The organism is Fictibacillus nanhaiensis (assembly GCF_023715445.1).
In the GTDB taxonomy this organism is placed as follows: domain Bacteria; phylum Bacillota; class Bacilli; order Bacillales; family Fictibacillaceae; genus Fictibacillus; species Fictibacillus nanhaiensis_D.
In genome coordinates this window covers 1-13,652 of sequence record NZ_JAMBOD010000010.1, presented here as the reverse complement: position 1 = coordinate 13,652, position 13,652 = coordinate 1, and the positions used below count along the sequence as shown (strand labels likewise).

Sequence of the window (13,652 nt, the reverse complement as noted above, 5' to 3'; positions counted from 1 at the left end):
CAGAATTTTTTAAATGATTTTTGCAATCCTGTCTGCTGCTTCGATCAGTCTTTCTTCTGAAGAAAGCAAACCAGCACGCACATACTTATCTCCTTCTTTACCAAAACCAATCCCTGGCGCAACGACTACATGTGCTTTTTCCAAGAGGTGATCGGCAAAGCTTTCCGACGTATACCCTTCTGGAACCCGAAGCCAGCAGAAAAACGAGCCCTGTGGTGCTTGAACGGCCCATCCGTTTTCTTTTAAGCGCCCGATAAAGGCGTTTCGCCGTTTTTCATAAGTTGCTACCAGCTCATCTACGCATTCCTGTGATTCGTTAAGTGCTGCAGCTGCTGCGTGCTGAACAGCCCCAAACAGACTGACATAAAAATGATCCTGGAGAAGGTTGATAGATTCGATCACTTGTTCGTTTCCAATTGCAAAACCGACACGCCAGCCTGCCATGTTAAACGTTTTGGACAGCGTGTAAATCTCAATGCCCACCTCTTTTGCCCCATCAACTTCTAAAAAGCTGACAGGCTTTTGCCCGTCAAATCCGATCGCTCCATAAGCAAAGTCGTGGCAGACTAAAATGTCATGTTTTTTAGCAAGCTCGACGGTTTCTTCAAAAAATGCTTTTGTTGCTACACCAGCTGTGGGATTGTTTGGATAGTTTAAGAACATTAGCTTTGCTTCTTTTCGTACATTTTCTTCTAAACTAGCATAATTCGGCAAAAAAGCATTTTCTGCTAATAACGGCATCGTCTCCATTTTTGCTCCGGCCATCGCGATTCCTGACCAATAGTCGGGATAGCCGGGATCTGGAACAAGGGCTGTATCACCGGGGTTTAAGTAGCATTGCGATAACTCTACTAATCCCGTTTTACCCCCAAAAAGTACGGCAACTTCTTTTTCTGGGTCCAACTCAACTCCGTACTCTCTTTTATAAAAATCAGCTGCTGCCTGCTTTAAGAAACCATGTCCGCGAAACGGAGAGTATTTATGATAATCGGGATTGTCAGCCCCTTCTTTTAGTGCCTCAACAATATGACTTGGCGTAGGCTGATCTGGATTGCCTTGTCCAAGATTAATAACATCATAGCCTTGTGCCACATAATGTGATACTTTTTTTACAAGTTTAGCGAAAAATTGCTCGGGCAGTTTTCCCATAACCTCTGCCTGTTCAAAACGTTTCAAAGGATCACTTCCAGTCTAATTTGAATGTTCTTGAAATTCTAATGAGTTATGTTATACGCTTAAGGAAATTCTGTAAAGACTTTTTTTGGTATTTCTATGCGAGATAGGAGTGTTTTTGTGAAAATTGTATGTGTTCAAGTGGATGTCCAATTTGGAAACCCTGAAAAAAATATGGAGCATATCGAGAAAAAAATACGTGAGGCCGTACAACTTCATCAACCAGATACGATTGTGCTGCCAGAGCTTTGGGATACAGCCTACGACCTTACCCGTTTGGATAAGATCAGTGATCACAATGGTCGACGGGCAAAAAAGTGGCTAAGTTCCCTCGCAAAAGAATTCGGAATGAATATTATTGGCGGGTCAGTGGCATTTCGAAAAAATGATTCTGTTTATAATACCATGTTAAGTTTTGACAGAAATGGCGACCATATCGGAACGTATTCAAAGGCACACCTTATCACGCTGATGGAAGAAGAAAAATATATCTCCCCTGGCAAGGATAACGGTATTTTCAATGTTGATGGCATGCCGTCTTCTGCTGCGATCTGCTATGACATACGTTTCCCAGAGTGGATCCGCATTCCCTTTGTAAAAGGCGCAAAGATTTTATACGTCCCTGCTCAATGGCCGATTCAAAGACAGACTCACTGGCGCGCTCTTCTTATCGCCCGTGCCATTGAAAATCAATGTTATGTTGTAGCCTGTAATCGTGTTGGAAGTGATCCGAATAATACATTTGCCGGTCAGTCCATGATTATTGATCCATGGGGGGATATTGTAGCTGAAGCCTCTTCAGCAGACGAAGAAATCCTTTATGCAGAGATTGCTCCTGAACTGGTCGATGAAGTCCGCCGGAAGGTTCCAGTTTTAGAAGACCGCCGAGAGGATTTATACCGGTAAATAGAAAATATTGCATGAATTCCTTGGTGGAGATCTAAATTCCTAATTTCGAGTTTTATTTCTTAACTTATTCCTTTTTTTTAGTTTTATTTTGAAATCAAGACTATCATGCTTTCCGAAACTACTTTCAAAAATATGGTTGACATCTTTTCCAACCCGTTGTAGTATAACGATTATGAATTGTGCGAATATTATTTCGCCTTTAACGAACTGAATAATTTGGTCTCTTATCAAGAGCAGGTGGAGGGATATGGCCCGATGAAACCCAGCAACCGACCGTAATACCATTGTGAGATGGGGCGCCCGCAGTATATGGGAGCCGTAGATTTTTTCTAAAATCAGCGTATGGCACGGTGCTAATTCCAGCAAAACGAAGTGTTTTGCTAAGATAAGAGGCACGGGACAAACTGTCTTTCCGGGCCTCTTTTCTTATATGAAAAGAGGTCCTTTTTATTTTTAAACCATTCCGGGGGGAACAAAAAAATGAGCGTTAAAGTAAAACAGGCATATGAGCCATTGAATGAAGTATCCGTAATTGATGTTGTTAAACCTTTGAACTTTTTTGATGAGGCCGCAGTAGACGGACTGGTTGTTAAAGAAATAGGTGATGGCAACTTAAATCTTGTGTTTCATATAAATGATCCTTTATCTCAAAAAGCACTGATTGTTAAACAAGCTCTTCCTTATGCAAAGGTAGTCGGAGAAAGCTGGCCGCTTACACTGGACCGGGCAAGGATCGAGAGTGATGCATTGTTGAAAGAAGCTGAATCTGTTCCGCATCTTGTACCGTGCGTTTATTATTCGGATTCCCAATTAGCCGTGACTGTGATGGAAGATTTATCCGATCATAAAATCTTGCGCAAAGGGTTGATCGAGGGCAGAACATATCCTCAGCTTGCTGAAGACATCGGAACATTTGCAGCAAACACTGCTTTTTTTTCGAGCGATTTTTACCTTCATCCATTCGAGAAAAAAGAACAGGTAAAGCGTTTTTCAAATCCTGAGCTCTGTAAAATAACAGAAGACTTAGTGTTTACGGATCCTTTCTTCGACCATGATACAAATGACTTTCCTGTTGAACTTCAGAGTGAAGTGAATAAGATCTGGAATGACTCGGAGCTTTTAAAAGAAGTCGCTCAATTACGTTTTTCTTTCCTAACAAGAGCTGAAATTCTGCTTCACGGTGATCTTCATACAGGAAGTATTTTTGTTAAAGAAAAATCAACAAAGGTAATTGATCCCGAATTTGCGTTCTATGGTCCAGCAGGTTTTGATCTGGCACATTTTTTCGCCAATCTGGCATTGAATCACCTTTCTCAAAACGCCCATACAAAAGAGCCGTTCCAACGTGAATCCTTTCAGTCTTATTTGCTCGAAACCATTGAAAAAACATGGAACACCTATACAAAAACGTTTTCAGAGCTGTGGCATAAAAAAGCAGCGGATCCCTTTGCAAAGACAGAGGGTGTTCTAGAGAATTTCCTTCAAAACACCTTTCAAGAAGCGATCGGTTTTGCCGGATGTGAAGTGATTCGAAGAACGGTCGGACTTGCACATGTTGCGGATCTTGATTCTATCGAGCATAAGGAAGTTGAACACTTTTACAAAAAGAAAGCATTGGAGCTTGGAAGCTACCTTATTAAAAACCAAAGAAAATTTACGAATATCAATCAATTAACTGACTGGATTAGAGGTGTATAAACAATGGCAGTAGCTGAAAAATGGGTTTCTTCTGTACGATACCGTGGTGACCATCTGCTTATCTTGGATCAACAGCAGCTTCCCCATCATACCGTTTATTTGAACGTCACGAGCATCGAACACGTGTGGGATGCCATTTCAAAATTAAAAGTCCGGGGTGCACCTGCGATCGGCATCTCAGCAGCTTTTGGCCTTGCGCTTTGGAGCAACAGTGAAAAAGAAACCAATTTTGAAGCGTTCTTATCAAAGCTACAGACCCAGAGGGATTACCTTGCCTCTTCCCGCCCTACCGCTGTTAATTTGTTTTGGGCATTAGACCGGGTAGTCCGTGCCGCACAACAAGCGGTTTCAGTTGAAGATGCAAAAGAAAAAATTGAACAAGAAGCAATCAACATCCAGACAGAAGATGAAAACACATGCCGTAAAATCGGTGAATATGCTCTCTCACTATTACAGGATGGAGATGCAGTAATGACGATCTGCAATGCGGGTGCGATCGCAACAAGTAAATACGGTACAGCATTATCCCCTTTCCACCTTGCAAAAGAAAAAGGCTGGAATCTTTCCGTGTATGCAAACGAAACGCGTCCTGTTCTGCAAGGATCGCGCTTAACCGCTTGGGAGCTTCAGGCTAATGATATTGATGTCACACTGATTACTGACAACATGGCTGCTCATACGCTAAAAACAAAAAACATAAAAGCTGTTATCGTTGGCTGTGACCGCGTAGCAGCAAACGGAGATACCGCAAACAAAATTGGAACATTCGGATTAGCTCTTCAAGCAAAAGCACTCGGAATTCCCTTTTATGTCGCTTGCCCCTTATCCACGTTAGATTTGGAAACGGCAAGCGGTGAGAAGATACCAATCGAGGAACGTCCCGAGGAAGAAGTTACTCATTTGAACGGTGTCCGGATTGCACCTGAAGGTATTAAAGTGTTCAACCCTGCATTTGACGTTACTCCTGCTGAATACATATCAGCCATTATTACGGAAAAAGGAATCGTCAGCGGTAATTACAAAGTATCCCTATCTAAGCTTAAGGAGGAAAATTAATTGAAACCATATAAAGTACTCGCAGCGGCATTCATTGCTGCATCTTTACTGCTTACTGGCTGTACGAGTGAACAGGATGCACTTTCAAATAAGACAGAAACAAAACCTGCTGCAGCGACTGAGTCAAAAACAAATTCAACAAATAAAGCAGGTTCTTCCAGCGAGATCCCTAAACAGCTCCAAAAACCGCTGAAGATCGCTTCCATCAACCAGTTTTCGATCGGAACTTTCTCTTCTCAATATGTGAACGGTGTAAAAAAACAAGTAGAGGAATTTGGCGGCGAGGTTCAAATCTACAACGCTGACAATGACCTTTCTAAAATGGCGGCATATGTGGAGACGGCTATCAACCAGCAAGTGGATGGTATCCTGATTGACCACGGCCGGGCAGATGCCATTGCACCGAGTGTTAAGAAGGCAATAGAAAAAGGCATTCCGGTTGTAGCGTTCGACAGTGATATCAACATCCCTGGTGTAACCGTTATCGACCAGGATGACTATAGCCTGGCATGGAGTTCACTCCGGACAATGGCTCAGGATCTTAACGCAAAAGGTGAAATCGTATACGTGTGGGTTGGGGGCTTTACTCCAATGGAGCGCAGAAACACGATGTATGAAGCATTTAAAAAGCGTTACCCTGGTATAAAAGAAGTTGCACGCTTCGGCAACGCAAGCCAAAACACAGCACTTGATACACAATCACAGATGGAAGCCCTTTTACAAAAATATCCGAACAAAGGAGATATTGATGCTGTTTTTGCCCCTTGGGATGAATTTGCCAAAGGTGTAACACGTGCGATTCAGCAAGCTGGACGTGAAGAGATTAAAGTGTACGGCATCGATCTAAGTGATGAAGACCTTCAATTGATGCAGGAAGGTAACAGCCCATGGACCGCTACAGCTGCAACAGACCCTGCAGATGTCGGAAAGCTGCAAGTACGTTTCCTATACCAAAAAATAGCTGGTGAAGAAACACCTCAAGTTTACAGCGTACAGCCCCACCTTGTTGAAAAAGAAGATCTGCCAAAAACGAAAGTTTCTATGAGCGAGATCGGAAAATATGTGGATGGCTGGGGCAAATCAGATGCTGGTACTTCACCATGGATGGAAAACTTAGAGAAGGCGAATAAATAATGACTCAACTTTCATTATCGAAAATAACTAAATCATTTGGGGAACAAAAAGTACTCAAAGGAGTGGACTTTACCGTAAATAGCGGTGAGGTCCATGCCCTTTTAGGTGCAAATGGCGCCGGGAAAAGTACGCTGATGAAAATCTTATCAGGTGATTACGAACGCTACAGCGGCAAAATCACCATGGATGGAAAAGAACAAATCTTTAAAACCCCAGCTGACGCAAAGGATGCTGGGATTGAAATGGTTGTACAAGAAGTAGATACCGCTCTCGTATCTTCATTAAGCATCGCAGAGAATGTGACCATGAACTCATTCATTAACGGACCTGCATTTTTTTCGTGGAATAAACGAAACAAACGAGCTGCAGAGCTTTTAAAGCGAGTGGGACTTAATCTTAATCCTTCGCTCCCCCTCTCTCATTGCTCTTTAGCGCAAAAACAGCTGGTTCTCATTGCTAAAGCTCTTTCCCGCGAGATTTCGTTTATGATTCTTGATGAACCGACAGCTGCACTCAGTACGAAAGAGGCGGATCACCTATTTTCTGTCCTCCGCGAACTGCAAAAGGATGGCGTAGGAATCATCTATATCTCGCATCGACTTCCGGAAGTAATGAACTTATCTACAAAGATAACAGTATTAAAAGATGGCTATATAACACTCCAAGAAGACATTGAACATAGTTCAACAGAAAAGATTGTTCAGGCGATGCTTGGTAACGAACTTGTTGAGCTATTCAATGATGATGAAGAACGGGTCCTGGGAGACACTTTGTTCGAAGTGACAGATTTTAGAGTTCCATCAACGAATGAAAAAATTTCTTTATCTGTGAAGCAAGGCGAGATCGTTGGAATCGCAGGACTTGTAGGTGCAGGAAAAACGGAAACGGCCAGAGCTTTTTTTGGAGCAGATCCTTCTCTCGACCCTGTCTTTATTAACAGTAAAAAAGTAAGAATAACAAGTCCGCTGAAAGCGATATCTTCAGGGATTGGGTTCGTGCCGGAAGAGCGACGAAAAGAAGGAATTCTCGTTGATTATAACGTAATTGAGAACCTGACTCTCCCTGTACTTAAACAATTTACGAAGTTTGGACTGATCCAAAAAAAGAAAGAAAAGGCTGAAGCAGAACGATGGATTGAACAGCTTGGCATCAAAACACAAAAGTCTACTTCTCAGATTAATCATTTGAGCGGAGGAAATCAGCAAAAAGCTGCGATTGGCAAGTGGCTGCTCAATGATGGTGAGGTTTTCATTTTTGACGAGCCGACTAAAGGCATTGATGTTGGTGCCAAGCAGGATGTTTTTCAGTGCATTAAAGATTTGGCACATAAGAAAAAAGGCATTCTTTATTTTACGAGCGAGATTCAGGAACTGCTGGCTTTTTGTGACAGAATTCTTGTTATGTATGACGGAAAGATAGCTGGTGAGCTGAAGAAAGAAGAAGCAACCACTGAAAAAATTATGCACTTTGCTACAGGAGGTCATTATGGCACAGTACGTTCATAAAGAACATGTGGAAGAAAATCTGAAAGGAACTAAATTTCAGTTTCAAGAGAGAGTGTTCCCTTTTTTATACAGATACGGAACATTGCTTGTCATTCTATTTACGATCATTTCTTTCAGTCTTGCAAACGATAAATTTTTAAGCTATCAAAACTTTACAGATATACTTCGTTCCGTATCCATCATTACTCTGTTAGCGATTGGTGTGACGATCTCTCTTATTGTCGGGGGCTTTGATCTCTCTGTCGGTTCAACAGCCAGTCTGGCAACAGTAACGAGTGCAGCTGTTCTTGTACTCTATCGTCAAGAAACAATCATCGCAATCCTCATACCCATCGCGATCGGTCTTGTTGTCGGTCTATTAAACTCCTTTTTTGTTGTAAAAGTAAGACTTCCAGATCTTCTCGCCACTCTGGCTGTGATGTATATCATCAACGGATTGCATCTGACATTTACGAAAGGATTTTCAATCTACAACAACATGCCTCTGGCAGAAGGCGGAACAGCACCTGGTGTTTTCCTTCCTTCGTTTTTATTCATTGGGCAGGGTGAGATTCTATCAGTGCCAGTTCCCGTGATTATTATGCTGATTGCCGTTATCGTTGTTCATTTCATCCTTCAGCAATCCCGTTTTGGAAGACTTCTATATATCACTGGAGGAAATGAAGAAGCAGCACGATTATCCGGTGTCCCAGTACAGCGCTATAAGATGTATGCCTATCTTCTTTCTGCTTTCTTCGCAACGCTTGCAGGAATTCTTTTAGCAGCAAGGATCGGTACTGGTCAAGTGTCTGCAGGTGCTCCCCTTCTAATGGATGGTGTTGCAGCCGCATTTATAGGGTTCTCCGTATTTGGTGCCGGTAAACCAAACGTAATTGGCACATTCGTTGGCGCCGTGCTTATTGGAATCCTGTTAAACGGTCTCACCATGTTAAATGTCCCTTATTACGCTCAGGATATCGTGAAGGGAACGATTTTAATCGGAGCTCTCGCTTTTATGTATTATGAAAAGAAAAAGTAATCAACAAACAGCACACCCTATACTTTAGGATGTGCTGTTTTTTATTGCATAAAATTCTTTTAAAAACAATTGCGCCTCATTAGCTGGCATCGGTTTACTGATGATATATCCTTGGGCTGTTTGACAGCCGTATTCACGCAGAAGCTTCATCTGTTCGAACGTCTCAACACCTTCTGCTACGGTTGAAAGAGAAAGACCTTCACACATCATAATGATCGCTTTAATAATGGCTGCATCACTTGTATTGAAAAAGTCATCACTTAAATGACGGATAAAGCTTTGGTCAATCTTTAGGCAATCAACCGGAAAATCTTTTAAGTAGCTGAGTGAACTGTACCCTGTTCCAAAGTCATCTATAGAAAGCTTTACACCCAGCTGTCTTAATTCCTGCATAATACTGATGCTGTATTGAACATTATGAATCATCGTACTTTCGGTTAACTCTAGGTGAAGACATTCTGCCGGTATTCCTGATGTTTGCAGCGCCTCTTTGACTTCATATACAAAAGACAATCTCTGAAATTGCCTGCCTGAAACATTTACAGATATGGAGAGATGATCTGCTCCCTCATCATGCCATCGCTTCAGCTGGTTGCAAGATTCAAAGAGTACAAACCTTCCAATGTCATCAATCAAGCCGATTTCTTCTGCAAGCGGAACAAACTGCATCGGTGAAACGAGACCAAGTTCAGGATGATTCCAGCGGACAAGCGCCTCAAAACCTGTGATCCTCTCTGTCTTCATGCAAAGCTGGGGCTGATAATAAGGCTGAAGTTCTCTTTTTTGAATGGCTTTTCTTAAATACCCTTCAAGTTTTAGCCGTTCGAGCGTAAAAGCATTCATCTCTCCCGTGAAAAATTCAAGTTTCCCACGGCCCTTTTCTTTTGCTTTATGAAGGGCGATGTCGGCATTTTTTATTAGGATCTCGCTGTCGTCACTGTCATCCGGATAAATGCTTATCCCGATCGATGCACTTACGGTATACTCCTGACCATCTAAATAGATTGGCATATTCAGTGCTTCAGCGATTCTGTCTGCGGTGTCAATGACTTCACCTGGTTTATCGATCGACGGCAAGATAAGTGTAAAAACATCTCCTGCAAAACGGCACAGCAAATCCTGGCTCTTAACCGTCTGCCTTAATTGTTTGCTGACATGTTTTAGCACAACATCACCTATGTGATGGCCTAGACTTTCATTAATAATTTTAAAATGGTCAATATCAATAAACATGACTGCCAGTTTATTATTCGAACACTTTTTTTCTGCAATAAGTTCTCGAAGCCTTTTTTCAAATAAACTTCGATTTGGCAACCCCGTTAACGAGTCATGAAAAGCAAGTCTCTCAATCTTTTCTTCCGCTTTTTTCTGCCACGTAATGTTTTTGCTTATTCCATAAACCCCAACTACCTTCTGATTAACAACGATCGGCAAGTTGGTGATGCTGCACACAATTTCGCTTCCATCTTTTTTGCGGATGCTGGATACAAAAGTTTGTGGTCTGTCATGGATCGCAAGCCTGAAATGTTCCACAACACGCTGGTGGTCATCATGGCATACAAAATTCAGTGCGTGTGCCTGGAGCATTTCTTCTTTCCTAAATCCCAGCGTCTGAACGAGTGCGTGGTTCACACTTGTAATATATCCGTTCATATCCATGGAATAAATCATATCCGGATTATGATCGAACAGGGATTTATAACGCTGTTCAGATTCAAGAAGATGGTCGTTCAGCTGTTCCATCTCTTTCGTACTTGTCTGAATCAAATGTGATAAAGCTAATAGATCATCCATTTCTCTTGACTGCTCCGGGATTTTGGAATCGAGCTTCTTTTCCAGGGTTGCTTCCGGTGACTCGCTTAATACTAATAATGTCAGAGCATGTGACAGATGCTCCAGCCTTTTTCCATCATGAAAATATTCACCATATGAAAAAAATCCAGCCGAAGGAACGAATTGGTCAATTACTTGAAATTCTTCTTCTACCGCGCTTTTTAAAAATCTTCTTCTTGCCGTGCAGGAATATAGAAAAATAGACTCTACTGGTTTGTCCTGTATATCTTTTGTAACGATATCGATCGATTGTAAGAACAGATTCGCATCTCTATATCCAATTTGAATCTTTGAGCCCGTTTTTATTTTTTGGTGAAACAAGACAGGTTCCCCAGGCAGTGATGCTTTTAACGCTAAAGGATAATAGCTTTTTCCTTGTTTGATCATGAGAGGATATTCTATAGCCGTTGAAGGAAGTTTGTCAGCGATTTCTTTTCCCATATTCTGTGTATAAAGATCATGAACGCTCATTCCGTCTATCTCTAATTCACCTGAAGAAGAGATATCTGTAACCGTAAAAACTTTTCCTGCTGGCTTCCATTCCCGGTATGAAAAAGTATGAATGTATAGTTCCTCACTATCAATAGCAGCAGCTACAATGCCCTTTTCAAAAACCCCTTCCTCCGTAAAAAGGAGAATGTCCTTAAAGTACCCATTGTCTCCGGCATTTCCGCCTGCGATGATTACCTCTGGAGCAGCTTTATGAATAGCTTGCAGGAATGAACCGCTCTCAACATATCTTCCATCTCCAAAAATAAGAACAAGCTTTGTTTGTTTATTTATAGCAGTTTCAGCTAATTTCTTTCCTATTTCTTTGCTTTTCTCTCCTTCTTGAAGAGGGATATAAAATGTTCTTGGGACAGATTTTTCATAGATTGAAACAGAAATAACCGTTTCACCCCTGGTGACTCGGCCTTTAAAAATTTCTCCGTCTGTAGTAACACCGATCAGTTTTGCTTGTGGAAGTTCAGCTAAAATACTTTTTCGCAAAGTCTTGATCCAGCTCTTATCCTGCTTTCCTGTAAAAACCTGGATAAACACATTTTCAAAGTCTTTAAATCTTTCATTTTTAATCCACCGCGATAAATCAATTTCGTTTTTATATAAATAGTTGAAGGTTCTCATGAATACACCTCATCTGCTAAAAGAACAATCATATAGTCTTATCTTTCTGCCTCTCTTAATATCGGTGAACCGTTCACAATTTTAACAGGACTGTTGGCGGTTATTTTTACCATATAAAAAATCGCCTGATTTAGCATCAGACGATTTCTATTTGCATTTATCCAAGTACGATATAACCATAGAATAAAACTAGTACTAATGATACCCAGAAAAACACCCAGTTCATCAGGCGTCCTTCACCACGTTTTCTTTGGACGAGAATAATTTCCATCAATCCGATCATGACTAGACCTAGAACACCTTTAATAATAATTGGGCCTTTATTCACAATTCCAGGGTCTGTCAGGTAGCCTGCAAGCATATGACCGCCGGTTGCCAATATCACTAAGTACAAAACTCGCAGGATCATGTGAAAAATTTTAGATTTTTTTCCGGCATTTTTTTTGTATAGCATATACGTTACAAAAAATAGAATGAGAGCCAGAAACCATGATGTAACATGTGCATGAATCATAAATATATCCTCCTATGTATAATTCTCCATATTAATATACCACGAAGTCGATCGAACAAGACAACCAAAAGAGTTGCCTCTGTAAAGAAAGCACTTTCATTGCTATAATAGCAATGTGAGAAATCTTGCAGAATAGAGGTGTTTCCATGAAACAGACAGAAACAAAGAATACGGAAACTGTAATTTCTAAAACGGAACAGTATGGAGCGCATAATTATCATCCGCTTCCAATCGTAATTTCCAAAGCAGAAGGAGTTTGGGTAACGGATCCTGAAGGAAATCGTTATATGGATATGCTGAGTGCATACTCTGCGGTAAACCAAGGTCACCGCCATCCAAAAATTATCCAGGCATTAAAGGATCAAGCAGACAGAGTAACTCTGACTTCACGAGCGTTCCACAATGATCAGCTTGGTGACTTTTATGAAAAAGTATCGAGCCTAACTAAAAAAGACATGGTTCTGCCTATGAACACAGGAGCTGAAGCTGTTGAGACAGCAATTAAAGCTGTTCGCCGCTGGGCTTATGATGTGAAAGGTGTTGCTGATAACCAAGCAGAGATCATCGTGTGTGAAGGAAACTTCCACGGACGTACAATGACTGCTGTATCCATGAGTTCTGATCCTGACTACCAACGCGGATTCGGTCCGATGCTTCCTGGCATCAAGGTAATTCCATATGGTGATTTAGAGGCATTGAAGGCTGCGATTACACCTAACACTGCTGCTTTTGTTTTAGAGCCGATTCAAGGTGAAGCTGGTATCGTAATCCCGCGTGAAGGTTTCTTGAAGGAAGCTCTTGAAGTATGTAAGTCTGAGAATGTACTTTTTGTAGCAGATGAAATTCAATCTGGTCTTGGCCGATCTGGTAAAATGTTTGCTTGTGACTGGGAAGAAATTGAGCCAGACATGTACATCCTTGGAAAAGCACTAGGCGGAGGCGTGATGCCGATTTCTTGTGTGGCTGCTAACCGCGAAATCCTTGGGGTCTTTAACCCTGGATCACACGGATCAACATTTGGAGGGAACCCGCTTTCTTGCGCAGTTTCTGTAGCTTCAGTAAAAGTGCTGGTCGAAGAGAACTTGGTAGATCGTTCATTAAAGCTTGGTGAGTACTTCTTAGGTGAACTTAAGAAGATTGATAATCCAGCGATTAAAGAAGTTCGAGGAAAAGGGCTGTTCATTGGTGTTGAGCTGAACGAACCTGCCCGATCATACTGCGAGAGATTAAAAGAGCAAGGCTTATTATGTAAGGAAACACACGAAAACGTAATCCGATTCGCACCACCTCTGATTATTTCTGAAGAAGATCTAGATTGGGCAATCGAGCGTATCAAAAATGTACTTTCAGTTTAATAAATAAAGAGAGCTGACTCTGGTGAGTCAGCTTTTTCATTTTTTTAGGTTAAAAGCCTATAATATGGTTCAGTTTCGGGTGCCGAAACAGTTTTCATCCCATACCAGGAGGGGTATTAAGCGGTAACTGAGAGGTTGAATCCACAAAAAATCGGGTCCAATCCACAAGTTTTACCTGTTTATCCACGAGTTTTCACCCCCAATCGGTTATGTCAAATAGTCTGTGTAAACGAACAATATCCAAAGCATCTCTCTTCGTCCGTATATATGGTTGTAGGGTAGAGTGTTAGTGGAGGGATATCCCTCCACTAACACTCTTTCATCATTTTCTT

Annotated in this window: 10 protein-coding genes and 1 riboswitch; of the genes, 7 read left to right on the top strand and 3 right to left on the bottom strand. The window is 41.5% G+C overall.

The features are described 5' to 3' along the window. Positions 1-9 precede the first annotated feature (9 nt). Positions 10-1,176, bottom strand: a complete 1,167-nt coding sequence (locus tag M3196_RS19040; protein WP_276531446.1) for a pyridoxal phosphate-dependent aminotransferase — start codon at positions 1,174-1,176, stop codon at positions 10-12. Positions 1,177-1,293: 117 nt separating this feature from the next. Between M3196_RS19040 and M3196_RS19035 the strand changes: the two genes are divergently transcribed. The 6 genes from M3196_RS19035 to M3196_RS19010 all read left to right on the top strand — a co-directional run bounded on the left by M3196_RS19035 (position 1,294) and on the right by M3196_RS19010 (position 8,493). Then, the gene (locus tag M3196_RS19035) at positions 1,294-2,079 is read left to right on the top strand and encodes a carbon-nitrogen family hydrolase (RefSeq protein ID WP_425311032.1); all 786 of its coding nucleotides are present in this window, start codon (positions 1,294-1,296) and stop codon (positions 2,077-2,079) included. A 224-nt stretch (positions 2,080-2,303) separates the two neighbouring features. Next, a riboswitch (SAM riboswitch) is annotated at positions 2,304-2,474 on the top strand. An 88-nt stretch (positions 2,475-2,562) separates the two neighbouring features. Then, entirely contained in the window at positions 2,563-3,780 is a 1,218-nt protein-coding gene (gene mtnK, locus M3196_RS19030) for an S-methyl-5-thioribose kinase (RefSeq protein ID WP_251323929.1), read from the top strand. A gap of 3 nt (positions 3,781-3,783) precedes the next feature. Beyond that, entirely contained in the window at positions 3,784-4,836 is a 1,053-nt protein-coding gene (gene mtnA, locus M3196_RS19025) for an S-methyl-5-thioribose-1-phosphate isomerase (RefSeq protein WP_251323928.1), read from the top strand. Further along, positions 4,837-5,970: a sugar ABC transporter substrate-binding protein gene (locus tag M3196_RS19020; RefSeq protein ID WP_251323927.1), complete on the top strand. Its 1,134-nt coding sequence runs from the start codon at positions 4,837-4,839 to the stop codon at positions 5,968-5,970. Continuing rightward, positions 5,970-7,475 carry a sugar ABC transporter ATP-binding protein gene (locus tag M3196_RS19015; RefSeq protein ID WP_251323926.1) on the top strand — a complete coding sequence of 502 codons (1,506 nt, stop codon included), beginning with the start codon at positions 5,970-5,972 and terminating at the stop codon, positions 7,473-7,475. The genes M3196_RS19020 and M3196_RS19015 overlap by 1 nt, the downstream gene beginning before the upstream one ends. After that, positions 7,456-8,493, top strand: a complete 1,038-nt coding sequence (locus M3196_RS19010; protein ID WP_251323925.1) for an ABC transporter permease — start codon at positions 7,456-7,458, stop codon at positions 8,491-8,493. Before M3196_RS19015 ends, M3196_RS19010 begins: the two co-directional genes overlap by 20 nt. A 24-nt stretch (positions 8,494-8,517) precedes the next feature. On the opposite strand, the gene M3196_RS19005 is transcribed toward M3196_RS19010, so the two are convergent. Both M3196_RS19005 and M3196_RS19000 read right to left on the bottom strand, forming a co-directional pair. Further along, positions 8,518-11,451 carry a bifunctional diguanylate cyclase/phosphodiesterase gene (locus tag M3196_RS19005; protein WP_251323924.1) on the bottom strand — a complete coding sequence of 978 codons (2,934 nt, stop codon included), beginning with the start codon at positions 11,449-11,451 and terminating at the stop codon, positions 8,518-8,520. Between the two features lie 157 nt (positions 11,452-11,608). After that, positions 11,609-11,965, bottom strand: coding sequence for a YisL family protein (locus M3196_RS19000; protein ID WP_251323923.1), 357 nt, complete (start codon positions 11,963-11,965; stop codon positions 11,609-11,611). 146 nt (positions 11,966-12,111) lie between these two features. On the opposite strand from M3196_RS19000, the gene M3196_RS18995 reads away from it, so the two are divergent. Continuing rightward, positions 12,112-13,320 (top strand): ornithine--oxo-acid transaminase, encoded by a 1,209-nt coding sequence (locus tag M3196_RS18995; protein ID WP_251323922.1) that lies wholly within the window; start codon positions 12,112-12,114, stop codon positions 13,318-13,320. Positions 13,321-13,652 lie beyond the last annotated feature (332 nt).

Excerpts from the sequence above, each read along its gene's own strand:
- M3196_RS18995 (WP_251323922.1), top strand. The coding sequence starts at position 12,112 with ATGAAACAGACAGAAACAAAGAATACGGAAACTGTAATTTCTAAAACG.
- M3196_RS19005 (WP_251323924.1), bottom strand. The coding sequence starts at position 11,451 with ATGAGAACCTTCAACTATTTATATAAAAACGAAATTGATTTATCGCGG.
- mtnA (WP_251323928.1), top strand. The coding sequence starts at position 3,784 with ATGGCAGTAGCTGAAAAATGGGTTTCTTCTGTACGATACCGTGGTGAC.
- M3196_RS19010 (WP_251323925.1), top strand. The coding sequence starts at position 7,456 with ATGGCACAGTACGTTCATAAAGAACATGTGGAAGAAAATCTGAAAGGA.
- M3196_RS19000 (WP_251323923.1), bottom strand. The coding sequence starts at position 11,965 with ATGATTCATGCACATGTTACATCATGGTTTCTGGCTCTCATTCTATTT.
- M3196_RS19015 (WP_251323926.1), top strand. The coding sequence starts at position 5,970 with ATGACTCAACTTTCATTATCGAAAATAACTAAATCATTTGGGGAACAA.
- mtnK (WP_251323929.1), top strand. The coding sequence starts at position 2,563 with ATGAGCGTTAAAGTAAAACAGGCATATGAGCCATTGAATGAAGTATCC.